Source organism: Bacillus sp. AR13-1 (assembly GCF_008042285.1).
Taxonomy (GTDB): Bacteria; Bacillota; Bacilli; order Bacillales; family Bacillaceae_G; genus Bacillus_A; species Bacillus_A mycoides.
Genome location: NZ_QNUA01000007.1, coordinates 1 through 21,968, shown reverse-complemented (window position 1 = coordinate 21,968; position 21,968 = coordinate 1). Strand labels below are relative to the sequence as shown.

The window sequence follows — 21,968 nt, the reverse complement described above, 5'->3', positions numbered from 1 at the left end:
TTACACTTTACTAAGAGAATTAGAATGAAAAGCGAGGGTATTTGTCATGAAAAAAGTGAGAAAAGCAATTATCCCGGCAGCGGGATTAGGAACACGCTTTTTACCAGCAACGAAAGCAATGCCAAAAGAAATGCTTCCAATTGTAGATAAACCAACAATTCAATACATCGTAGAAGAAGCAGTAAAATCAGGCATCGAAGATATTATTATCGTTACTGGTAAAGGAAAGCGCTCTATCGAAGATCATTTTGATAACGCATTTGAATTAGAGCAAAACTTATTAGAGAAGAAAAAGTATGAGTTACTTGAAAAAGTACAAGCTTCTTCTAAAATGGTAGATATCCATTACATTCGACAAAAAGAACCAAAAGGATTAGGACATGCTGTTTGGTGCGCACGTAAATTCATTGGTGATGAGCCGTTTGCAGTATTATTAGGCGATGATATCGTTCAAGCTGAAAAACCATGTTTACGTCAATTAATGGACGAGTATGACAAAACACTTTCTTCTGTTATTGGTGTACAAACTGTTCCTGAAGCAGAAACACATCGCTACGGAATTATTGATCCGTTAGAGCAAGAGGGACGTCGTTATCAAGTTCGTAAATTCGTTGAGAAACCAGCGCAAGGTACTGCGCCTTCAAACTTAGCGATTATGGGACGTTACATTTTAACTCCTGAAATCTTTATGTTCTTGGAACAGCAACAAGTTGGAGCGGGTGGCGAAATTCAGTTAACGGATGCAATTCAAAGCTTAAATGAAATTCAACGTGTATTTGCATATGATTTTGAAGGAAAGCGTTATGACGTTGGTGAAAAATTAGGATTTGTTCAAACGACAATTGAAATGGCATTGCAACACCCAGAATTACGTGATGATATGCTAGTAATGATGAAGAAAGTTTTAGACGAGCAAATGAAGCAAGAGTCTTAATATAGTGATATAATCCCCTGTTGGATGAGCGGTAAAGGAACGTATTTACTGCTTAATCTAAAGGGGATTTTTTTGAGAAAAAAAGACACTCTGGAAAGAGTGTCTTTAATTAGAACTTAAATTTTTATCGGTAGGATTCAATTCATTAGCTTTTGATTTAATTTCATCAGTAATAGCGATATTAATATTTCCAGCTGCTTTTTTGTATTCCTGAATTAATGTATTAACGTTTTGGTTGAATGTGATTAAACTGCCACTTGGAGATTGAGCTTGTTCATTGAGAGCGGTAATAATACCATATATTTTTTTATATTCTTCATAGGTTTCTTTATACTTATTTGGCTGTTCTTTTGCAGCTTCAGAGACTAACTTTAAATCTGTTCCCATATTGCTGTAAAACGTATCTACAGTTGTAACCGTCCCATCAATTTCTGTTCTCTTAGATCTAAGCGCATTATTGAAGTCATTTCTTTGATCAATCGCTTTTGACCATGTAGTTGAATACTCGGATAATACATAAGAAGCTGAATATCTAAAGGTTTCTATATCATTATAAAAAGATGCCGCAGCAATTAAGTAATCAGCTTCTTTTTTCTTTTGGGCTTGAATAGCTTGATATTCTTCCTCCATATTCGTTACTTTTGTTATCGTAAAGAGAAGGATGATGATTGATATAACTGATGTAAGAAAGAGTATTATAGATGTTAATAAAGATTTTTTTGCTGGTAATTTTCGTACTTTCTTAATTAACCCAATAACAATAAAGATTAAGGCTGTGCATAAACTAATTATAGTAAGTATTAAAAAGAAAAATGCTAGACCGTTTCCAAAGGTATATTGCATTCCTAACTCGCTATTTCCATATAATTTGTAACTGATGCTCATACCTAGTATGAAAAATAAAGATAGTACTCCGACACTTATTTTAATAAGTGTATTTTTTGATAGCTTCACTGATTTTCCTCCAAAATATTGTTTTAATTAGATGTGCAAAATGTAAGATTTGCTGAACTATCATAACAAAATTTATTTCTAATATGTGTCGTATATTGTCGAAAATAAAAAATGAGTTATTTCAGTATACTGAAATAACTCATTTTTTATTATGAAATCGTCGAATGAGAATGCTGATAAGCGGAACGACGTACAGCATAGTATATGCGAGGTGCGATAATAGCGCCGATAATTGTAAACGCAATATCCTTTACTGCGAACCACATCATAATCATCCAGGCAGCTTTATAACTCATATTACCACCCATGAAAATATTGACTGCCCCGTACATATAAGTAGTACCGATAATATACGTTAAAATGATTCCGACGAAAGAAGAAATTGCAAAGGTGCTGAATGTTGGTCGTTCTTTTTGTTCTACTAGTTTTCCTGATACGTAAGCAACGATAATAAATGCGATAATAAAACCACCAGTAGGATCTAAAAGTGCTCCAAATCCAGCTTTGAAGTTAGCGAAGATTGGCGCACCTGCTACTCCAACAAGCATGTAAACAGTCATTGATAATGCCCCAAGTCTACTCCCAAGAAGAAGACCTGCTAAAATTGCGAAAAATGGTTGCATAGATAATGGAATGCCCGCTATTTGTAAGAATGGTGCCCACGATACAATATTTGCACCAATAGCCATAAGAGCGACGAACATGGCAGCTAATGCTAAATCTAAAACATGAAGCTTCTTCATAATGTTAACCTCCAGTTGTGTTTAGGTTAACATTATCGTAGCGAAAATATTTACTTGTTGTCAATCAAAATATTTTGATAAGAAGGCTTTAAATAGTCTCTAAGCAATGTGTATGGAATACGAAACTGCGGAATTCCGCTTGAATAAGGAGCAATTTCATATAAAGAGAAATAAATTACAAGATTATCCGGTTCTAAAAAGTAGTGAAACTTTTTAGTGCTCGTTACTTTTTCGACTGCATCAGGAAAATAAATGCTTTCATTTTGTTTAATTTGTCTTACAATCTCTGTGCGAATTATTTCTTTATATTTATCCTCTTGTTGAAATAAATCGTCTAAGTGTAATAATTTTTTTTCGTTTAAATCAAATGTATTTGCCTTCCACGTATACAGTCCGTGCGCTCCGCCTGTATATTGATAGTAATTCACATATAGGCTGAGGAAAGGTGGTTTGTTTAAAGCTACTTTATAGTCAACATTTGCAACGTATGGATGAAAAGGTGTGCTAGATCCTTCTGTTTCCTCATAATATTTCTTCGCTTCTTTTTCTAATTTACTTTTAAATTTAGTAGTAGAGTTTTTGTAATAGGAATTCAGCTTATTTTGAAATTTTGAATCAGAAAAGTTGTGAAAGGAAGGCCTATTAATTTGATATTCTATATAAGGTTTCTTACCTTTTTGCGTTACAGTCTTAACATTGATTGTCAGGTTGGATGCTTTGGCTGCTATTGCACAATTTGGTACAATAGTCAGCAAGGAGAACATAAGCAATAGTATACAAAATTTCTGTTTCATTTAGGTGAAACCTCCTTATATAAGTGTTATAGGTAGTTTGAAATTAAACAGGTAAAATTATACATTTGATCTAAAGTGAGAGAGGTTGAAAACGATATGTCAAAAACTTTAATGGATTCGCTTGGAATTGAGTTGTTAGAAATGACAGAGGATAAAGTAGTTGCTACAATGCCTGTTGATGAACGCACGCATCAGCCGTTTGGATTTTTACACGGTGGTGCATCTGTTGCATTAGCAGAAACTGTGGCAAGTGTTGGTTCATACAATTTAATTGATCAAGAAAAATGTATTTGTTTCGGATTAGAAATTAATGCAAATCATATTCGCTCAAAGCAAGATGGAATTGTAACAGCAATTGGAACACCGATACATAGAGGACAATCGACAATGGTTTGGGATATTCGCATCATTGATGAAAATGATGAGTTACTATGTATATCAAGATGTACAGTAGCAATTAAAGAAAAACGTGAAAAGTAAAAAGAGGCGGCTCAATAGAGCGCCTCTTTTTTATAATTAGAACTGGATTTTTTTCTCTAAGAAACCTTTTAGTTCGCTAATTGGCATACGAACTTGTTCCATTGTGTCACGGTCACGTACTGTAACAGCTTTGTCTTCAACAGAGTCGAAGTCGTATGTGATACAGAATGGAGTACCGATTTCGTCTTGACGACGGTAACGTTTACCGATAGAACCAGTTTCATCAAAGTCTACCATGAAGTCTTTAGCTAGTTCTGCGAATACTTCAGTAGCACCTTCAGATAGCTTTTTAGATAATGGTAAGATAGCTGCTTTATATGGTGCTAAAGCAGGGTGGAAACGAAGAACTGTACGAGAATCGTTTTCTAATTGCTCTTCTTCATATGCATCACATAAGAATGCTAATGTTACACGGTCTGCACCTAGAGATGGCTCGATGCAGTAAGGCACGTAACGCTCATTCGTTTGTGGATCGATATAGTTAAAGTCTTCGTTAGAGTGTTCCATATGACGTTTTAAATCGAAGTCTGTACGAGATGCAACGCCCCATAGTTCGCCCCAACCGAATGGGAATCTGAATTCAATATCAGTTGTTGCGTTACTGTAATGAGATAACTCGTCTTCACCGTGGTCACGAAGACGCATGCTTTCTTCAGTCATACCAAGTGAAAGTAACCAGTTTTTACAAGTTTCACGCCAGAATGCGAACCACTCTAAATCTTCACCAGGCTTACAGAAGAATTCAAGTTCCATTTGTTCGAATTCACGTGTACGGAATGTGAAGTTACCAGGTGTGATTTCGTTACGGAAACTTTTACCGATTTGGCCGATACCAAATGGAAGTTTTTTACGCATAGAGCGTTGTACGTTTTTAAAGTTTACGAAAATACCTTGTGCTGTTTCAGGACGAAGGAAGATTTCGTTTGTGCTAGACTCTGTAACACCTTGGAATGTTTTGAACATTAAGTTGAACTGACGGATTTCCGTGAATTCTTGGCTACCGCAATCTGGGCATTTTACTTCATGTTCTTTCATTAAGTTAGCCATTTGGTCGAAAGTAAGACCGTCAACGACCATTTCGATACCTTTTGCGTCTAATGCATCTTCAATTAATTTGTCAGCACGGTGACGAGCTTTACATTTTTTACAGTCGATCATTGGATCATTAAAGTTACCAACGTGACCAGAAGCGATCCAAGTTTTTGGGTTCATTAAAATAGCAGCATCTAAACCAACGTTGTGTGGAGATTCTTGAATGAATTTTTTCCACCAAGCTTTTTTGACGTTATTTTTTAATTCGATTCCAAGTGGACCGTAATCCCATGTGTTTGCAAGACCACCGTAAATTTCAGAACCAGGGAAAACGAAACCGCGATGTTTCGCTAAGTTTACAACTTGTTCCATTGAATACATAATAAAATCCTCCTTTTGAAAGTTAACGTATTTGCGATGACGTGATAGGTACTTTGGAAACGAGCAATATATGCTTTAAAAAACATAAAAAAACGCTCATCCCAAGGCTTAATCGCCTAGGGACGAGCGTTTGCCCGCGGTTCCACCCTAGTTGATACACAAAATGTGCATCCACTTTATCACGTATTGCTCGAGACTGCCGTTTCCTCGCAGCTTCAGGCTTTCACTATCCCTGAATCGCTTTTTATGCAAGTACTTATAAGTCCGTCATCGCTACTTATATTAATAATAATGAACATATTTTAACACGTTCTTTTTTAAATCTCAATAGAGGAACGTGCCCATCTAGGATAGAGTCTCGCCTATTTTTTCGTTATTTATTCCGTAATTTTGCTTAATATGCTTAATTGCTTCACGTTTACTAAGTGGAGCGAGCTCGTTAGTTTGAACGTATTCCCATACTACATCTGGTTTTGTTTTTGCATATTCGCGAAGGACCCAGCCGATTGCTTTTTGAATGAAAAATTCTTTTGAGGAATGTAGTTGTCCGATAATCCAGAAAAGGAGTTCTTCATCCATTTTTTGTTTATATTTTAGCTGGAATAAAATAGCGGCACGTTGTAACCATATGTTTTCTGATGCAATCCATTTTGGAATATATGCAGAAATTAATTCTGGATGTTTTAAAAAGATAGCACCTAAAAATGTAGGGACGATGCTATCAACAGAATCCCACCAAGATTTTGTGACAATAAGTTCTTCTAAAAATGGGATGTGAGTTTCATTTATGTGTTTTTTATATTTTTGCATGATATCGAGTGCGGCAGCTTGAAATTCACGTTCTGGTAGGTCCCAAAGTTCACGCACGATAATTTGGAAGTCCTTTTTATCTGGGAGAGTATGTATTTGAATTACGTCTTTCAATAACTGTCTTCTCTCAGGAGTTTGAATACCGAGAAATGGGAAGTGATTTTTCATATAACGTGCCATCGGTTCTGCTTTTTCGGGATTTTGATGAGCTGTAAAATGCTCTTGTAATGCCTTTACAAATGGATGCATAGGTATGTACTCCTCTCTCATTATCTTTCTCTTCTTATTATACAAAGAGTTTGGTTAAATTTTAAAACATAACTTGCACTGTAATGAAATATGTTGAGAAGAGAGAGGAGAGGATAAGATGGAAGATCAAGGCGTACTAGCAGGTTTCTTTGCTCTTAGTTTTGCGTTTATGCTTGTTATAATAATTTGGGCAATTATTTCGTATTTGTTAACGGCTTTTGCACTTTATACGATGGCGAAAAATGATGGTGCAACTGATGGTGTTCTTGCTTTTATTCCGTTTATAAATAGTAAGATATGGGGTGATTTAGCGAAAGATAAATTACCAGATTTCTTGAAAGAAGAAGCAGGGTGGAAAGTATTTGGCATATATGTTGGATGCTTCATCTTTAATTTCGTACCAATTCTATATATATTAGCAACAGCTGTATCACTTGTACTGTCTATTTATCTTATCTATGCTATTTTGGATAGATACGGAACGAATTCCATACTGTTTACGATCATTCATACAATCACGTTTTCGGTTTTCTTGCCGATTCATTTGTTCATTATTCGGAATGAGCCGGTGAGGTATAACGAGTAGGCGTATCAAAGTTGCCCTGCGGTCGATATATTTGGTTCTATAATAATTCGGATATGCTGAAAAAAGAACGAAAGCGCCCTGCTGAGCAGGACGCTTTTTTCTACTACATAAGATAGCGTAAGTAAATGTAAATGTGAGAAATGATTAATGAAACGATCATAATTGGGAAGCCGACTTTAAGGAATTCCATGTAGCTGAATTTATGTCCTTCACGACTTGCGATTCCGGCTACGATTACGTTAGCAGAAGCTCCGATTAATGTTCCGTTTCCACCTAAGCAAGCACCTAATGCTAATGCCCACCATAGTACGTCAATTTGTGCGTCAGAAGGTGATAAACCTAGCCCAACTGCCATATCGTTAATAAGTGGAATCATTGTTGCAACGAATGGAATGTTATCGATTGTTGCAGAGGCGATACCAGATACCCATAGAATAAGGATAGATGCGTGAGAAATATCTCCGCCTGTTATTCCAATTACTTTTTGAGCTAACATTTTGATAAGCCCGATATCGATAAGTCCTCCAACGAGTACGAATAGTCCCGCGAAGAAGAAGATTGTTACCCACTCTACACTTGCGAATACCTCTTCAATTTCATGTTCTTTCACACCGATTAACATAAGTACAGTAGCGCCAGTTAAGGCGATGATAGCTGCATCAATATGGAAAATAGAATGAGTCATGAAGCCTACAATAGTAAGGCCAAGTACTGTTAAAGATTTCTTCATTAATACTGGGTCTTTAATGTATTGTTTTTCATCTAAGCTCATTAACTTTTTAATTTGTACAGGATCAGCAATTAATTGCTTACGGTACATGAAGTAAAGCATTGTTGCCGTAACAGCAATAATGATGATCACGATAGGTGCTAAGTTGAATAAGAAAGCATTGAAATCTAAATGCTTATTTGCAGAACCAATCATAATATTTGGCGGATCACCAATTAATGTTGCTGTTCCTCCGATATTTGAAAAAATAATTTCAGAAAGTAAATATGGAACAGGATTTACTTGCAAGATGCGCGTAATAGATAAAGTAACTGGAACAACAAGAAGTACTGTTGTAACGTTATCTAAAAATGCTGAGCCAAGCGCGGTAAGTAAGGACAGTGAAATTAAAATTTTAATTGGATTTCCTTGTGCTCCTTTTGCGGCTTTAATGGCAACGTATTGGAAGACACCTGACTTACTTGTAATGTTTACCAGTATCATCATACCGATGAGTAATGTAATTGTTCCCCATTCAATATGTTTCGTAAAGGCATTGTGTAAGTCAACGACCCCTGCAATTACCATGAATGCTGCACCAAGAAGTGCGATGACAGCACGGTTAATTTTTTCAGAAATAATAATGGCATATGTAATTAAAAAGACTGCGATAGCGAAATAATACTGCCAGTTTGCGAGTTCTTGCGTTGTTTCGTGCAAAACTCTCATCTCCTTTCATTCACTTTTCTTAGTGTGTCAAAAAATTAACTAGATGAAACACACATAACGTCATTATAAAGTAGAAAAATGGCGGATGTAAATGAAAGGGTTTATTTTGTCATATTTTCTGCATAGGTCATTTTTTCTTATTTTTAAAAATATTTGTGGGCATCTGACATATATATAAGATACATCCAATCTGAATATTTAAAATCGAATCAGCATTCGAGCTTGTTCGTGTAGGAGTGTCAAATAGAAAGGAATGACAAATATGATAAGGAAGGGATCGTATGGATGAACAACGATTTTTGTTTTTAGACTTTGAGTTTACGATGCCCCAGCATAGAAAAAAGCCAAAAGGTTTTTTCCCAGAAATTATTGAGGTCGGACTCGTTTCAGTTGTTGGTTGTAAGGTGGAAGATACGTATTCATCGCATATTAGACCGAAAACATTTCCGTCTTTAACGGATCGATGTAAAAAATTTTTAGGAATTAAACAGGAAGTAGTGGACAAAGGAATTTCTTTTCATGAACTTGTTGAGAAACTTGCAGAATATGAAAAGAGTGGTAAACCGACAATTGTAACGTGGGGAAATATGGATATGAAAGTCTTAAAGCATAACTGTGAAATGGCGGGAGTAGAATTTCCATTCTTTGGACAGTGTCGTGATTTATCGCTTGAGTATAAGAAGTTTTTTGGAGAGAGAAATCAAACAGGGCTGTGGAAAGCAATTGAGGCGTATGGAAAAGCAGGAACAGGAAAGCATCATTGTGCGCTTGATGATGCGATGACGACATATAATATTTTTAAGTTAGTAGAAAAAGATAAAGAGTATTTAGTCAAACCAGCACCTCCGACATTAGGGGAACTTGTTGATTTTTCGAAAGTGTTAAAGAAAGTGAGTACACAGTAACGACCAAATTGCAAAATATGTAATTTGGTCGTTTTGTTTTTTAAAGTTTGTAATCTTGCTTCAATTGCTGAAGTGTTTCTAGACTACGCCCCGCAAAAGGTGAATCATCTTCAGAAAATGAATTCATTTGAGTTTCTAATGCTAATTTTAGTGACTCTGTATAATCCGGAATTTCTCCTTCATATTTCTTCACCATTTGCTCTGGAATGTTCGTCTGTTCACGAAAAGCTAAAGCACGTCTTTCATGGAAGAATGGTACGTCAGCTTGTTTTACATTATGTAAATCACCTTGCACTGGATGTTTTAAAACAGCTAGTACTTTTACGACGTAACTGCCAGGACGGCTATTTGTAATTTCGCCGATGTATTTTCCAGTTTTATAAATACCAGTAACGATTTCACCAATTTCAAATGTTTCTCTCATATTTTTCACCTCAAGTTTATAGTAAGGAAAGTGCGCGAAGGAGTCAAAGAAATCATTCGCTTTCGGAACGCCCCCTTGAGAATATGAACTGGTTCAACTATAATTTAAAGATATATAACAGAAAATTCTGATGTTTTTTGAATCCTATAATAAGGAGTGTTCGTTATGATGCCTTTATATTTCCCTGAAGATAAAACGGAGTATATTATTCCAGGTATTGTTTGCGTTCTATTTATCATCGGTGCGGTTGCTACGTGGCGTATGTTTATTCGTGTATCAAAACGAGAAGCAGAGCGATTACAGAAAGTAGAAGAAAAGCTTTTAGCTGAAAAGAAACGGTAATTCATTTTTGTATGTTTCCCTCTATGCTCGGACAATCTAAGGGCAGAAAGCATTTTGGAGGGAATTGAATGAAAAGACGGCTTTTTTTCAGTTGTTGTTTATTATTTCTAATGGCGGGTTGTGACCAAGGGAAGCCGAAAGAAATTGATGTGAAATTACATAATGCTTCAGGTGATGAAGTTGGGACTGCAAAAGTAGCTCAGCAAACAAGTGGAGTGAAAATTACGATTAAAGCGGAAGGTTTTGCACCAGGACCACACGGTATACATGTACACGAAATCGGAGAATGTAAAGCGCCTAGTTTCGAATCATCTGGGAATCATTTTAATCCAGATAATAAAAAACATGGGCTCTTGAATCCGAAAGGTGCGGAAAATGGTGATTTACCGAATGTAGTGGCGGATGGTTCTGGAAAGATTAAAGCAGAAATCGATGCTCCGCATATAACGCTTGAAGAAGGAAAAACGACGATTCATAGAAAAGATGGAGCGTCTATTATTATTACAGAAAACGCTGATGATGGTATGACGCAACCAACTGGTAAATCTGGTGGCCGAATTGCTTGCGGTGTTATCGTAAAAAAAGCGTCGGATCTGAAGAAAAAATAGAAGCTACCGTGAATGATAGCTTTTGTTGTAAAACCGCATGATAGTAAGTGGAATTATATCGATTTACCGAAAAAAGGAGGCTATCTCAATATCATTTTGGGATAGCCTCCTTTTTTGTTATGAGAATGTATGGTGTAGTCTGTTTAAAATTTCTTCTAAAACAGATCTAGGACAGCCAATGTTAATTCGGATATGGGCTTCTCCACCTGTTCCGTATTTCTCACCGGGCTCAATGATGATTTTACCTTTCTCTTCAAGCAATGCTGTTCGTTCATCTTGAGAAAGATCCAAGTGGGAACAATCAATCCACAGTAAAAAACTACCTTCTGGTTTAATTACAGAAAGAGCTGGTATGTGATTTTGAATATACTCACAAGCAAATTGAGCGTTATCTTCAACATACAATCGAATTTCATTTAGCCAATCATTACATTCTGTATAGGCACTTTGCATTGCTGTATAAGCAAATGTATTTAATCCGTGGAATCCTTGTCTATATTGGATAGACATAAAGGCATTACGGAGATTTTCATTCGGAATAATAATGATCGATGCTTGTAATCCAGCGATATTAAATGTTTTGCTCGGAGCCATACAAGTAATAGTGCGTGCTGCTAATTCTTCAGATAAAGAAGCAAACGGTGTATGAGTATGGCCTTTATAAATAATATCGGCGTGAATTTCATCCGCGACAACGGTTACATTATATTGCGTACATAACGTACCGAGTTTTGTTAGCTCCTCTTTCGTCCAAACGCGCCCGATAGGATTGTGAGGGCTGCAAAGAAGCATTAGTTTTACACCTTGTTTAAATTGAGTTTCTAGATGCTCGAAGTCTATCTTATATATGCCATTTTGTTTAAATAAGGGACTCTCACATAATTGTCTATTATTTGTTTTGACCATTTCAAAAAATGGTGGATAAATAGGAGGTTGTACTAGTACGGCTTCTCCTTCTTTCGTTATAGCTTGTATGCTCGTACTAAGAGCTGGAACGATACCTGCGCTAAATACAATCCATTCTTTTTGTATTTCCCAATTGTATTGGCTTTTCGTCCAATTACAAATGATATCCCCAATATTTTCAGGAGGAAGTGTATAGCCGAAAATAGGATGTTCTGTGCGTTTTTGTAATGCAGTTTGAATTGGTTTTGGTACTTCAAAATCCATATCGGCAATCCAAGCGTGGATGAGCTCTTCATTTTTATATGTATCCCATTTTGTACTATGCGTTCCGCGACGATTTACCGTTTTATGAAATAGTTGCATATGTTTGCTCCTTTCTTCTGTCAAACTGTTAAGTTATGAAAATTCTCACTCTTCTTATAGAATAGCTGATGTGATACGATAAAGAAAAGCATTAAAAAGTGAAAAGGCGGGAAGCAGATGGGTGCATATGACAAAATGATTGAGGTTGTGAAAAATTGGGATCCGTTTCAAATGGGACCGGAGTTTTATGAAACAGAAGCGAGCGATGTTGTAAACGTCGTAAGTGTGTTTGATGATCCGAAATACATCGCAAAGAAGATTCAACATATATACTTTATGTCTTTTGAAGAAGTACCTGCACTTGAAAAATGCGAAAAATTAGCAATAGAGTTACTCGTACTAAAAGAAGGCGGAAGTTGTTCGTTATAGGCTGTCGGAATTTACGACAGCCTTTTTGTTTATTTTCATTTGTGCTGATTGATTAAAGCTTCACTTTATCCCGTTTTAACGGGCAGTAAGACTCCCGCCTCAAGATTAGGTTGAAGCAAAGAGGTTAGGCGAGAAATCAAACTGCCCGTAAAAACCCGATTGGTGAAGGCTAATAATCCGTGGGGATAGAGCCTCCCACGGATTAAAGCTTCACTTTATTGCGTCGCAAACGTAATAATTTCTTCATAAACATGATCGGGCTTTTCTTCAGGTAGTAGGTGCCCTGTATTTTCGTAAGAAATGAAAGTTGAATTAGGTAGGTCCTTATGGAGACGGTGTCCTACATGTACAGGGACGACGCGATCTTTTTCACCCCAAATGAGTAATACTGGGGTTTCGATTTTTTGTAATTCAGTTGAAGATAAGTCACCTTCACGGTCTCTTATCATTCGAGTTAAAGCAGGGAATATACGATCATCATAAAAAGGAGCAGCATAGCCTTCCATCATTTCATTGTCAATTAATGAATGGTCATGAACGACATTCATTAAGTTATGGACGATGCCCCTTCGAATAATCCAGTTCTTCACGTATAAGTGGAAGAATGGTAAATAAGAGGAGTACAGTAAAGGTAAGTTTGCGCGTGCTAAATAACTAGAGCTACATAGTAAAATCGTCTTTGAAATTAATTCAGGGCGTAGTCGGTTTACAAAGAGTGAAATTTGTCCGCCCATAGAATGGCCAACTAGTACAATATTCGAGAGAGATAAATGTTCGATTAAATCGATAATAATAGCTGCTAAATTGTGATAAGAATATTTAAAGAGATGAGATTTATCACTTTTTCCGAATGGTGGTAAATCAAGGGCAATTACTGTACCTTCCTTTGTTAGTAAAGGAATGAGTCGTCGATAGCTAAATGAGGAAGAGAGGAAGCCGTGAACGAGTACGAAAGTAGGTCGTTCTTTTTTAGTATTATGTTCATACAATTCGTAATGAATAGTAGTCCCGCGAGTGGAAAAAGTGAAGTAAGGGCATTTGCATTCATGGTTCATTTTTTGTCACTCCATTGATTTTTGTTCATATCATCTCCCGGCAAGAAACAAAATATGTTAACAAAAAAAGGCAAGATGACATCGTCATCTTGCCTTTCGCTTATTTATCCCGCTATTCGCCGGGCAGTAGACTCCCACCTCAAAATTCGGCGAATGCGAGGAAGTTAGGTGGGAGATAACTGCCCGTAAAAGCCCGATTGGTGAAGGCTGATAATCAGTGGGGGATGGACAAAACCCCCACTGATTAAAGTTTCACTTTATAATTACCCACGCACAATATTAGGTGGTGTTTTTCCTTGTAATCCTGCTACTAAATTTTCAGCAGCTGTCATTGCCATTTGCTGCCGAGTTTTTAATGTTGCAGATCCGATGTGCGGTAAAGTTACAACGTTTTGTAATGATAAGAGCGGATTCTCTTTTTGAATCGGCTCTTGTGTAAATGTGTCGATGCCGGCTGCAAATATTTTCTTTTCTGTTAACGCATGAATTAATGCAGTTTCATCTACTGTTTTCCCGCGAGAAGCATTAATGAAAATTGCTGTTTCTTTCATTAATGAAAATTCCTTTTCACCGATAAGATGATACGTTTCATCTGTTAATGGAGTAAGAAGAATAATAAAATCAGATTGTTTGATTAAAGTTTGTAAATCACAATATGTAGCATCAAATTTTTGCTCAGCTTCTTCTTTACGGCGACGATTATAGTAAAGGACATTCATATCAAAGCCGAATTTCGCTCGTTTTGCGACAGCTTCTCCAATTCGTCCCATTCCGATAATACCAATCGTACTATGATGTACATCTAGTCCGAAGTGTTCTTTTCCAATTTCAGCGTTCCATTCACCATTTTTTACATAGGAATTGAGTTCGCAAACACGGCGACCAGCAGATAACATAAGAGCGAAAACGAGATCGGCTACTGTATCATCTAACACATATGGAGTATTCGTTCCGATAACATTTTGTTTTTCCATCGCTTTTAAATCAAAGTTATCATGGCCAACAGAAATGTTACTTACTACTTTTAAATTAGGAGCAACCTGCAATAACTCTTCATTTATAGTAGATCCGAAATTTAATAACCCATCTTTATCTTTTATTTTTTCTAATAGAACATCACGAGGTACTTTCTCATTTTGATCCCATTTTTCAAAATCACAGTGTTCTGATAAATAGTTTTCTACAAATGTTGGAACTGGTTCGGCAATATATACTTTTGGTTTCACGGTTCCATCCCCTTTCCTCTTTACCTGGATTGGTGTGTGCTAATAATCAGCGGGATAAAGCATTCCGCTGATTAAAGTTTCACTTTATCCCGCATTAATGGACAGTAAGCTTTCCGCCTTGAAGAACAGCTAAGGCAAAGAATATAAGTTGGAAAGCAACTATCCGTAAATGCCCGATTGGTGCGGGTTAATAATCAGCGGGATAGAGCATTCCGCTGATTAAAGTTTCACTTTATTTTGACATAATTCTCAAAAAAAATCTTCTTTTCAAACTGGAAAGAGTATTTGTATAATTTAGACAGAAACTAAAAGGAAGGATGATTTATATGGTGACAGAGAAAGAATTGGAATTATTAGCTTGTCTTGAAAAGAATAGTCGTTTATCTGTAGATACATTAGCGAAGTTGTTAAATATAGAAGTAGAAGAAGTGAAAAAAATGGTTGCGAAATTAGAAAGTGAAAAGATTATCGTGGACTATGTAACACATATCGATTGGACAAAAGTGAAAGAACATACTGGTTTAACGGCGATGATTGATGTGAAAGTTACACCGAAGCGTGGTGTCGGTTTTGATGCAGTAGCTGAACAAATTTATCGCTATTCAGAAGTGAAATCCGTTTATTTAATGTCTGGGACATATGACCTTTCTATTACATTAGAAGGAAAGACGATGGGAGAAGTAGCGATGTTTGTTTCTGAGAAATTAGCAACAATTGAATCTGTCGTTTCAACGACAACTCATTTTATTTTGAAGAAGTATAAACATGAGGGGATTATTTATGAAAAGACAGATGATGATAAGAGAATTGTGGTGACACCGTGAAGCAATTTGACCTATCTAGAGTAGCAGAATCTTTACAACCGTCCGGTATACGAAAGTTTTTTGATTTAGCGGCAAGTATGAAAGGTGTTATTTCACTTGGAGTGGGAGAGCCGGACTTTGTTACACCTTGGAATGTAAGGCAAGCATGTATTCGTTCTTTAGAACAAGGATATACGTCATATACAGCAAATGCAGGATTATTGGAGCTCCGTCAAGAAATAGCAAAGTATCTAAAAAAACAATTTGCAGTATCTTATGATCCGAATGATGAAATCATTGTTACAGTTGGAGCGAGTCAAGCGCTAGATGTAGCGATGCGTGCTATTGTAAACCCTGATGATGAAATACTTATTATTGAACCAAGTTTCGTTTCGTATGCACCGCTTGTTACGTTAGCGGGCGGGGTCCCTGTTCCAGTGGCGACTTCATTAGAAGATGAATTTAAAGTACAGCCAGATCAAATTGAAGCAGCTATTACAACGAAAACAAAGGCAATATTACTTTGTTCTCCCAATAACCCAACAGGCGCAATGTTAAATAAATCCGAATTAGAAAAGCTAGCTGTTATTGTTGAGAAGTATAATTTAATCGTGTTATCGGATGAAATTTATGCAGAGCTCGTATACGACGAAGCATATACGAGTTTCGCGAGTATTAAAAATATGCGTGACCATACGATTTTAATTTCAGGATTTTCAAAAGGGTTTGCCATGACGGGATGGCGTCTTGGGATGATTGCAGCCCCTGTTCAATTTTCAGAATTAATGCTCAAAATCCACCAGTATTCAATGATGTGTGCACCGACGATGTCTCAATTTGCAGCACTTGAAGCATTACGCGGGGGAAATGATGAAGTAATTCGAATGAGAGATAGCTATAAAAAACGTCGTAACTTTATGACGACATCTTTCAATGAAATGGGCTTAACATGTCATGTGCCAGGCGGGGCATTTTATGTCTTCCCTTCTATAGCTTCAACCGGACTATCTTCAGCAGAATTTGCAGAACAATTATTATTAGAAGAAAAAGTGGCTGTTGTTTCTGGAAATGTGTTTGGCGGGAGTGGTGAAGGATTTATTCGTTGTTCATATGCAACATCGCTTGAGCAACTTATGGAAGCAATGAAGAGAATGGAACGGTTCATAGAGAATAAAAAAAGGACAAAACACAATACGTTTTGTCCATAAAAGGGGGGGAATACTAGAAAGCCATGTGTTAGTATTCTATCCTAATATTGGAGAATTATACGTATTACAGGAAATTTTTTCGTGAATTTTGAATGAGTTCTATCAAAGTGGTATAATTTACTAATATAAGGTGGGAGTATCCTCGGTGTTTTACTTAGGATACTTACCACTAATCGGATATTTAACAATAAATACATCTGCTTTGCTATTTACAATTGTAGAGAAAATGGTAAACGTATGGGAGTGTTTCACATGTCAGAACAATATACAACGGGAGTGGTTGTAACAGGGAAAGTAACTGGAATTCAAGATTACGGTGCATTTGTAGCTTTGGATGCAGAAACACAAGGACTTGTGCATATATCTGAAATCACAAATGGGTATGTAAAAGACATTCATGACTTTTTAAAGGTCGGAGATACAGTAGAAGTAAAAGTACTTTCAATTGATGAAGAACACAGAAAAATGAGTTTATCGTTAAAAGCGGCGAAAAGAAAGCAAGGACGAATTCTTATACCGAATCCATCAGAGAACGGATTTAATACACTGCGAGAAAAGCTAGCAGAATGGATTGAAGAGTCGGAGGTAATAAAGTAAAAGAGGAACGCATATGAGCGTTCCTCTTTTACTGTGACTTATGATATATATATTTGCAAATATGATTGCATGCAATCATATTCGTATGTCGGAGGCGAAAAAGACATACTGACTATTGAATTTCATGTGTTTCTGGGTGAGTACCAAGATTCTCGGATGGTTTAAATAGTAAGCCGAGATTGATAAGCCCAGAAATACCAACGATGCCGTAAATAATACGTGCAAGAGCTGATTTCTGTCCCCCGAAAATAGCTGCTACTAAGTCAAACTGGAAGAACCCGATCAGTCCCCAGTTAACAGCGCCGATTACAGTGAAGACTAATGCGATACGTTGCAAGGTACTCATGAAAAGCCCCCCTTAATGTGAAGCGTGAGCAAGCAAGGAGTTAATAAGAAAATTTAACTCCTTTATAGAATGGTATAGTTTTGTTGTTTTTATACATGAAAAATGTACGAAAAACGATGTATATACATCTATACCGAAAAATTCGAATTTTTATGCAAAAAATGAACTTTTTCTAAAAAATAAATAATGGTTACGTTTACAATTGTTGAATCGCTTGATTTACAACTTTAGTTTCGCTAAAGTGAATACAGAAATACATATACATAATTGGAGGGAAAAAGATGAGTACACATGTAACGTTCGACTATTCTAAAGCGTTATCCTTCATCGGTGAAAATGAACTAACTTATTTACGTGATGCAGTAAAAGTAACACATCATGCAATCCACGAAAAAACTGGAGCTGGGAACGATTTCCTTGGGTGGGTAGAGCTTCCGCTTCAATATGACAAAGAAGAATTCGCTCGCATTCAAAAATGCGCAGAAAAAATTAAAAATGACTCTGACATTTTACTTGTTGTAGGTATTGGTGGTTCTTATCTAGGAGCACGCGCAGCAATTGAAATGTTAAACCATTCTTTCTATAACACGCTTTCTAAAGAACAACGTAAAACTCCACAAGTGCTATTTGTTGGACAAAACATTAGCTCCACTTACATGAAAGATTTAATGGACGTACTAGAAGGTAAAGACTTTTCTATTAACGTTATTTCCAAATCAGGTACAACAACAGAGCCTGCAATCGCATTCCGTATTTTCCGTAAATTATTAGAAGAAAAGTATGGAAAAGAAGAAGCACGCAAACGTATTTATGCGACTACAGATAAAGCGCGCGGTGCTTTAAAAACATTATCTGATAATGAAGGCTACGAAACGTTCGTTATTCCAGATGATGTTGGCGGTCGTTTCTCTGTATTAACACCAGTAGGTTTATTGCCAATCGCTGTAAGTGGCCTAAACATTGAAGAGATGATGAAAGGTGCAGCTGCTGGCCATAATGATTTCGCGAAATCAGAACTTGAAGAAAACCCAGCTTACCAATACGCAGTAGTTCGTAATGCTCTATATAATAAAGGGAAAACAATTGAAATGCTTGTTAACTATGAGCCAGCACTTCACTACTTCTCTGAGTGGTGGAAACAGTTATTTGGTGAAAGTGAAGGAAAAGATCAAAAAGGTATTTTCCCATCTTCAGCAAACTTCTCAACTGACTTACACTCATTAGGTCAATACATTCAAGAAGGTCGTCGTGACCTATTCGAAACAGTTCTTAAAGTAGGTAAATCTACACACGAACTAAAAATCGAATTAGACGACAACGATTTAGATGGATTAAACTACCTTGCTGGTGAAACGATAGACTTCGTAAACACAAAAGCATACGAAGGTACATTACTTGCACATAGCGATGGCGGAGTACCAAACTTAATCGTAAACATCCCTGAATTAAATGAGTACACATTCGGTTACCTTGTATACTTCTTCGAAAAAGCATGTGCGATGAGCGGCTACCTATTAGGCGTAAATCCATTTGACCAACCAGGAGTAGAAGCATACAAGAAAAACATGTTTGCTTTACTTGGTAAACCAGGATTTGAAGAATTAAAAGCAGAATTAGAAGAGCGTTTAAAATAATGAAAAGCGATCGGGTCTCCGGTCGCTTTTTATTATTTTATTGAAAGGTACATCGGTATATTCAAACTAGAATGGGTATGCTAAAGGAAAAGTCTAGGAGGGATGGGCTTGATTCCGATTCAATCAAAATTAGAAGGATGTACATATGCGTTATATAAGTTAGAAGAGGTTATGAAACCACTTGGATATAGTATTGGCGGTAATTGGGATTATGATAAAGGATGCTTTGATTATAAAATCGACGAAGAAGAAGGGTATCAATTTTTACGCGTACCATTTACAGCGGTGGATGGGGAACTAGATGTGCCTGGTGTAATAGTCCGTCTTGAAACACCGTATATTCTTTCGCACGTATATCAAGACGAACTAGATGATAATGTTAATGCTTTAACAGCTGGAACGAGTGGATTGGATCAATTTGCGGAGCCGCAAGATCCAGATGGAGATGTGAAAAGAAAGTATGTCAATATTGGTAAAGTATTGGTACAAGAACTAGAAAATCATTTTTTTAATGGTGAATAACGATGAGTATGTCGCTTTCGATGAGAATGAAAGAATGAACTGGATTGATCATATATTGTTCGTCGCGCTTTACACCTAGTAAGAGAATGTTTTGCTTTAAAAGAGTATAGCTACAATTTGCAAAGGATTGTCCGGTGCAGGACGGGGGAATCTCCATCAGTTGTAATTTGTTATCAGAGATTTCATCGTAAAGTGAGAATAGTACACCTGAAATGGAAGGGAATAAAAGAGAAGCGGTAAATACATAGCTCGTTAATTTATTTCCTTCTATAATTTCTGATACGCCAGCTCTCGTTGCATTTTGGATTTGTTCAGAAGTAAGAAGTTCAGCGATGCAGTGAATGTTTGGATTAAGTCCTTTTGCAGTTAAAATATTTAAAATGGACTGTGTATCTGCTAAGCTTTCGTTCTTCTCTTTATCCGCTGTTATTAATATAGTGTGAGCTGTTGTAATGTTAGCTTTTAATAAAGTTTGATCGTGATGCGGACAACCTTTTATAAATTCTAAATGATGAAATGGCTTTGGAAGTAAAGAAAGTGTTTCATCAATTAAAACGATATCAAGGTCCGGTTGTAATATGTGCATTTGTTTTACAACATGTTTTGCACGCTCATTCCAGCCAACGATAATCATATGACCATTAGAGGTAGCAGCTGCTTCACCCTTAATTCTCATATATTGTTTATTAATCATGTCGGTAGCGAATAGAACCATATAATAAGAACAAAATCCCGTTCCTAATAAAATAATACATATACCAATAAGTTTTCCTATCGTTGTATGAGGGGCGAAATCGCCGTATCCAACGGTGAAAATGGTAACGATTGACCACCAAACCCCGTCGAACCATGTGGTGAAGTGAGATGGCTCTAATATATGTATAAGAAAGCCGGAGAAGGTAGTAAGTACAATAATAAAACAAATTAAACGAAATATAATGGAATCACGAAATGTATCTACTAAATTCGGACGGGATTTCAAGTTCCTATTCCTCCTTACTTTTCAGGACTACATTCATTGTTACCATTATAGAAAAAAGAAAAACTCTCTAATTAAAAAGAGAGTTCATTTCATAATTAATACATACTTTCAACTTCAGTTTGTTGAACACTTTCAAGATGCTGAAGAGCATAATAAACATCAGCAGTATGTCTTTTTTGATCGATAGACAATTTTAAATGTAAATAGTGCGAACCATTTTCCAATGTTTTGAGCTTCATGTTCTTAACTTTTATATCCATTTCTTTTATTTCTTCAATTACGGTCGGGATATTGTCCATATTTCGTACAACGAGTTTCACTGCGATATCACGTTGGCGAAATGATCTAGGACCGACGTATTTCATCGCTAATGGTATAAGTTCTACACTAATCATAAGGAAACACATTCCAAAAATAGCCTCGATATAGAAACCAGCTCCAACGGCGATGCCGATGCCAGAAGCACCCCAAATCATAGCGGCGGTCGTTAACCCCGCAATACTATCGTTTCCTCTGCGTAAAATTACACCGGCACCTAAAAAACCAATTCCTGATACAATTTGAGCGGCAAGTCGAAGTGGATCCATATTCATATGATCGGTATGTGGTAAGTTGTAAGCTGCTTTAATAGAAACAATGGTTAGGAGGCAACTAATAATAGAAATAACTAAACACGTTTTTAAGCCGAGTGGTTTACGTTTTAATTCGCGCTCTAAACCGATAGCGAATCCTAAAATAGCCGAGAGACCTAGTTTTATTAATAAGTCGGTGTAGTCCATGTATATTCCTCCTTGTATGATATGGTATATGAATAAAACGTTTATCCCACTATTTGCGGGCAGTAAGCCCCGCCTCAAAATTCGCCGAATGCGAGAAAGTTAGGTGGGGGACGACTGCCCGTACATGCCCGATTGGTGAAGGCTAATAATCAGTGGGGGATGAATACCCCCCACTGATTAAAGTTTCACTTTATATAGAAAGAAACGTTTTTTGACAGAGTGACTTTCTATAGAATATATGTAGGAATTACTTAGAAATGAAAGAGATGTTTCGTTTAAGTATATGATATTAAAAAAGAAATGTAGTTGGTTTCAAAAAAGTTTTCAAAAGGTGTTGCATTTCATTTTTTCACATGATATATTAATAAACGTCGCTGATGCAGAAACGCAGAAAACGACAAAAAAGAAATTGAAAAACATAGTTGACATCGAAAAATGAAGATGTTAATATGATGAAGTCGCTTCTGAAGCGGCAGATAAGTTCTTTGAAAACTGAAC

At 36.5% G+C, this 21,968-nt stretch carries 25 protein-coding genes; 12 read left to right on the top strand and 13 right to left on the bottom strand.

The features are described 5' to 3' along the window. Positions 1-46: 46 nt before the first annotated feature. Entirely contained in the window at positions 47-934 is an 888-nt protein-coding gene (gene galU, locus DN408_RS04470; RefSeq protein WP_002015869.1) for a UTP--glucose-1-phosphate uridylyltransferase GalU, read from the top strand. A gap of 105 nt (positions 935-1,039) precedes the next feature. On the opposite strand, the gene DN408_RS04465 is transcribed toward galU, so the two are convergent. The 3 genes from DN408_RS04465 to DN408_RS04455 form a co-directional block, all read right to left on the bottom strand. Next, on the bottom strand, positions 1,040-1,888 hold the full coding sequence (locus tag DN408_RS04465) for a hypothetical protein (protein WP_078178517.1): 849 nt from the start codon (positions 1,886-1,888) through the stop codon (positions 1,040-1,042). Positions 1,889-2,037: 149 nt separating this feature from the next. Further along, positions 2,038-2,631 carry a biotin transporter BioY gene (locus DN408_RS04460; RefSeq protein ID WP_002015867.1) on the bottom strand — a complete coding sequence of 198 codons (594 nt, stop codon included), beginning with the start codon at positions 2,629-2,631 and terminating at the stop codon, positions 2,038-2,040. A gap of 50 nt (positions 2,632-2,681) precedes the next feature. Further along, entirely contained in the window at positions 2,682-3,425 is a 744-nt protein-coding gene (locus DN408_RS04455) for a DUF3298 and DUF4163 domain-containing protein (protein ID WP_002129698.1), read from the bottom strand. A gap of 96 nt (positions 3,426-3,521) precedes the next feature. On the opposite strand from DN408_RS04455, the gene DN408_RS04450 reads away from it, so the two are divergent. Continuing rightward, positions 3,522-3,905, top strand: coding sequence for a hotdog fold thioesterase (locus DN408_RS04450; protein ID WP_002034550.1), 384 nt, complete (start codon positions 3,522-3,524; stop codon positions 3,903-3,905). A gap of 36 nt (positions 3,906-3,941) precedes the next feature. Here the strand turns inward: DN408_RS04450 and DN408_RS04445 are convergent, their stop codons facing one another. Then, the gene (locus tag DN408_RS04445) at positions 3,942-5,318 is read right to left on the bottom strand and encodes a glycine--tRNA ligase (RefSeq protein WP_078178518.1); all 1,377 of its coding nucleotides are present in this window, start codon (positions 5,316-5,318) and stop codon (positions 3,942-3,944) included. Between the two features lie 345 nt (positions 5,319-5,663). Then, entirely contained in the window at positions 5,664-6,377 is a 714-nt protein-coding gene (locus tag DN408_RS04440; RefSeq protein ID WP_002015862.1) for a DNA alkylation repair protein, read from the bottom strand. A gap of 118 nt (positions 6,378-6,495) precedes the next feature. Here DN408_RS04440 and DN408_RS04435 point away from each other — a divergent pair, with 118 nt between their 5' ends. Next, positions 6,496-6,963, top strand: a complete 468-nt coding sequence (locus DN408_RS04435; protein ID WP_002034556.1) for a hypothetical protein — start codon at positions 6,496-6,498, stop codon at positions 6,961-6,963. 103 nt (positions 6,964-7,066) lie between these two features. Here DN408_RS04435 and DN408_RS04430 read toward each other — a convergent pair whose 3' ends face one another. Then, positions 7,067-8,392: an ArsB/NhaD family transporter gene (locus tag DN408_RS04430; RefSeq protein WP_002129696.1), complete on the bottom strand. Its 1,326-nt coding sequence runs from the start codon at positions 8,390-8,392 to the stop codon at positions 7,067-7,069. Positions 8,393-8,682: 290 nt separating this feature from the next. Between DN408_RS04430 and kapD the strand changes: the two genes are divergently transcribed. Continuing rightward, positions 8,683-9,306 (top strand): 3'-5' exonuclease KapD, encoded by a 624-nt coding sequence (kapD, locus tag DN408_RS04425; protein ID WP_002034559.1) that lies wholly within the window; start codon positions 8,683-8,685, stop codon positions 9,304-9,306. A 40-nt stretch (positions 9,307-9,346) separates the two neighbouring features. Here the strand turns inward: kapD and kapB are convergent, their stop codons facing one another. Continuing rightward, positions 9,347-9,730 carry a kinase-associated lipoprotein KapB gene (gene kapB, locus DN408_RS04420; protein ID WP_001209324.1) on the bottom strand — a complete coding sequence of 128 codons (384 nt, stop codon included), beginning with the start codon at positions 9,728-9,730 and terminating at the stop codon, positions 9,347-9,349. Between the two features lie 165 nt (positions 9,731-9,895). On the opposite strand from kapB, the gene DN408_RS31300 reads away from it, so the two are divergent. Both DN408_RS31300 and sodC read left to right on the top strand, forming a co-directional pair. Then, positions 9,896-10,072 (top strand): hypothetical protein, encoded by a 177-nt coding sequence (locus DN408_RS31300; RefSeq protein WP_000982764.1) that lies wholly within the window; start codon positions 9,896-9,898, stop codon positions 10,070-10,072. Between the two features lie 68 nt (positions 10,073-10,140). Continuing rightward, positions 10,141-10,680 carry a superoxide dismutase [Cu-Zn] gene (gene sodC, locus DN408_RS04415; RefSeq protein ID WP_016127724.1) on the top strand — a complete coding sequence of 180 codons (540 nt, stop codon included), beginning with the start codon at positions 10,141-10,143 and terminating at the stop codon, positions 10,678-10,680. Positions 10,681-10,797: 117 nt separating this feature from the next. Here the strand turns inward: sodC and DN408_RS04410 are convergent, their stop codons facing one another. After that, on the bottom strand, positions 10,798-11,949 hold the full coding sequence (locus DN408_RS04410) for a MalY/PatB family protein (RefSeq protein ID WP_078178519.1): 1,152 nt from the start codon (positions 11,947-11,949) through the stop codon (positions 10,798-10,800). A 117-nt stretch (positions 11,950-12,066) separates the two neighbouring features. Here DN408_RS04410 and DN408_RS04405 point away from each other — a divergent pair, with 117 nt between their 5' ends. Then, positions 12,067-12,318 carry a YugE family protein gene (locus tag DN408_RS04405; RefSeq protein ID WP_078178520.1) on the top strand — a complete coding sequence of 84 codons (252 nt, stop codon included), beginning with the start codon at positions 12,067-12,069 and terminating at the stop codon, positions 12,316-12,318. Between the two features lie 215 nt (positions 12,319-12,533). Here the strand turns inward: DN408_RS04405 and DN408_RS04400 are convergent, their stop codons facing one another. Both DN408_RS04400 and DN408_RS04395 read right to left on the bottom strand, forming a co-directional pair. Beyond that, positions 12,534-13,373 carry an alpha/beta fold hydrolase gene (locus DN408_RS04400; protein WP_002034539.1) on the bottom strand — a complete coding sequence of 280 codons (840 nt, stop codon included), beginning with the start codon at positions 13,371-13,373 and terminating at the stop codon, positions 12,534-12,536. A 263-nt stretch (positions 13,374-13,636) separates the two neighbouring features. Further along, positions 13,637-14,629: a 2-hydroxyacid dehydrogenase gene (locus DN408_RS04395; protein WP_033707944.1), complete on the bottom strand. Its 993-nt coding sequence runs from the start codon at positions 14,627-14,629 to the stop codon at positions 13,637-13,639. Between the two features lie 296 nt (positions 14,630-14,925). Here DN408_RS04395 and DN408_RS04390 point away from each other — a divergent pair, with 296 nt between their 5' ends. The 3 genes from DN408_RS04390 to yugI all read left to right on the top strand — a co-directional run bounded on the left by DN408_RS04390 (position 14,926) and on the right by yugI (position 17,207). After that, positions 14,926-15,423: an Lrp/AsnC family transcriptional regulator gene (locus DN408_RS04390; RefSeq protein WP_002129688.1), complete on the top strand. Its 498-nt coding sequence runs from the start codon at positions 14,926-14,928 to the stop codon at positions 15,421-15,423. After that, positions 15,420-16,610, top strand: a complete 1,191-nt coding sequence (locus DN408_RS04385) for an aminotransferase (protein WP_078178521.1) — start codon at positions 15,420-15,422, stop codon at positions 16,608-16,610. The genes DN408_RS04390 and DN408_RS04385 overlap by 4 nt, the downstream gene beginning before the upstream one ends. Positions 16,611-16,862: 252 nt before the next feature. Then, a complete protein-coding gene (yugI, locus tag DN408_RS04380) occupies positions 16,863-17,207 on the top strand; it encodes a S1 domain-containing post-transcriptional regulator GSP13 (RefSeq protein ID WP_002015848.1) in 345 nt (114 codons plus the stop codon). Positions 17,208-17,319: 112 nt separating this feature from the next. On the opposite strand, the gene DN408_RS04375 is transcribed toward yugI, so the two are convergent. Then, positions 17,320-17,553: a DUF378 domain-containing protein gene (locus DN408_RS04375; RefSeq protein WP_002089278.1), complete on the bottom strand. Its 234-nt coding sequence runs from the start codon at positions 17,551-17,553 to the stop codon at positions 17,320-17,322. A gap of 281 nt (positions 17,554-17,834) precedes the next feature. Between DN408_RS04375 and DN408_RS04365 the strand changes: the two genes are divergently transcribed. Together DN408_RS04365 and DN408_RS04360 are read left to right on the top strand one after the other, a co-directional pair. Then, positions 17,835-19,187 carry a glucose-6-phosphate isomerase gene (locus DN408_RS04365; RefSeq protein ID WP_002015845.1) on the top strand — a complete coding sequence of 451 codons (1,353 nt, stop codon included), beginning with the start codon at positions 17,835-17,837 and terminating at the stop codon, positions 19,185-19,187. A 108-nt stretch (positions 19,188-19,295) separates the two neighbouring features. Continuing rightward, positions 19,296-19,709 carry a YugN-like family protein gene (locus DN408_RS04360; protein ID WP_002131278.1) on the top strand — a complete coding sequence of 138 codons (414 nt, stop codon included), beginning with the start codon at positions 19,296-19,298 and terminating at the stop codon, positions 19,707-19,709. Here DN408_RS04360 and DN408_RS04355 read toward each other — a convergent pair. Both DN408_RS04355 and DN408_RS04350 read right to left on the bottom strand, forming a co-directional pair. After that, positions 19,696-20,691: a potassium channel family protein gene (locus DN408_RS04355; protein ID WP_003192106.1), complete on the bottom strand. Its 996-nt coding sequence runs from the start codon at positions 20,689-20,691 to the stop codon at positions 19,696-19,698. The genes DN408_RS04360 and DN408_RS04355 overlap by 14 nt on opposite strands. A gap of 95 nt (positions 20,692-20,786) precedes the next feature. Continuing rightward, positions 20,787-21,470, bottom strand: coding sequence for an MgtC/SapB family protein (locus DN408_RS04350; protein ID WP_002034530.1), 684 nt, complete (start codon positions 21,468-21,470; stop codon positions 20,787-20,789). Positions 21,471-21,968 lie beyond the last annotated feature (498 nt).

What these genes read in the sequence shown, in the direction of transcription:
- galU (WP_002015869.1), top strand. Translation starts at nt 47, where the DNA reads ATGAAAAAAGTGAGAAAAGCAATTATCCCGGCAGCGGGATTAGGAACA.
- DN408_RS04460 (WP_002015867.1), bottom strand. Translation starts at nt 2,631, where the DNA reads ATGAAGAAGCTTCATGTTTTAGATTTAGCATTAGCTGCCATGTTCGTC.
- DN408_RS04455 (WP_002129698.1), bottom strand. Translation starts at nt 3,425, where the DNA reads ATGAAACAGAAATTTTGTATACTATTGCTTATGTTCTCCTTGCTGACT.
- DN408_RS04450 (WP_002034550.1), top strand. Translation starts at nt 3,522, where the DNA reads ATGTCAAAAACTTTAATGGATTCGCTTGGAATTGAGTTGTTAGAAATG.
- DN408_RS04445 (WP_078178518.1), bottom strand. Translation starts at nt 5,318, where the DNA reads ATGTATTCAATGGAACAAGTTGTAAACTTAGCGAAACATCGCGGTTTC.
- DN408_RS04440 (WP_002015862.1), bottom strand. Translation starts at nt 6,377, where the DNA reads ATGCATCCATTTGTAAAGGCATTACAAGAGCATTTTACAGCTCATCAA.
- DN408_RS04435 (WP_002034556.1), top strand. Translation starts at nt 6,496, where the DNA reads ATGGAAGATCAAGGCGTACTAGCAGGTTTCTTTGCTCTTAGTTTTGCG.
- kapD (WP_002034559.1), top strand. Translation starts at nt 8,683, where the DNA reads ATGGATGAACAACGATTTTTGTTTTTAGACTTTGAGTTTACGATGCCC.
- kapB (WP_001209324.1), bottom strand. Translation starts at nt 9,730, where the DNA reads ATGAGAGAAACATTTGAAATTGGTGAAATCGTTACTGGTATTTATAAA.
- DN408_RS31300 (WP_000982764.1), top strand. Translation starts at nt 9,896, where the DNA reads ATGATGCCTTTATATTTCCCTGAAGATAAAACGGAGTATATTATTCCA.
- sodC (WP_016127724.1), top strand. Translation starts at nt 10,141, where the DNA reads ATGAAAAGACGGCTTTTTTTCAGTTGTTGTTTATTATTTCTAATGGCG.
- DN408_RS04410 (WP_078178519.1), bottom strand. Translation starts at nt 11,949, where the DNA reads ATGCAACTATTTCATAAAACGGTAAATCGTCGCGGAACGCATAGTACA.
- DN408_RS04405 (WP_078178520.1), top strand. Translation starts at nt 12,067, where the DNA reads ATGGGTGCATATGACAAAATGATTGAGGTTGTGAAAAATTGGGATCCG.
- DN408_RS04400 (WP_002034539.1), bottom strand. Translation starts at nt 13,373, where the DNA reads ATGAACCATGAATGCAAATGCCCTTACTTCACTTTTTCCACTCGCGGG.
- DN408_RS04390 (WP_002129688.1), top strand. Translation starts at nt 14,926, where the DNA reads ATGGTGACAGAGAAAGAATTGGAATTATTAGCTTGTCTTGAAAAGAAT.
- yugI (WP_002015848.1), top strand. Translation starts at nt 16,863, where the DNA reads ATGTCAGAACAATATACAACGGGAGTGGTTGTAACAGGGAAAGTAACT.
- DN408_RS04375 (WP_002089278.1), bottom strand. Translation starts at nt 17,553, where the DNA reads ATGAGTACCTTGCAACGTATCGCATTAGTCTTCACTGTAATCGGCGCT.
- DN408_RS04365 (WP_002015845.1), top strand. Translation starts at nt 17,835, where the DNA reads ATGAGTACACATGTAACGTTCGACTATTCTAAAGCGTTATCCTTCATC.
- DN408_RS04350 (WP_002034530.1), bottom strand. Translation starts at nt 21,470, where the DNA reads ATGGACTACACCGACTTATTAATAAAACTAGGTCTCTCGGCTATTTTA.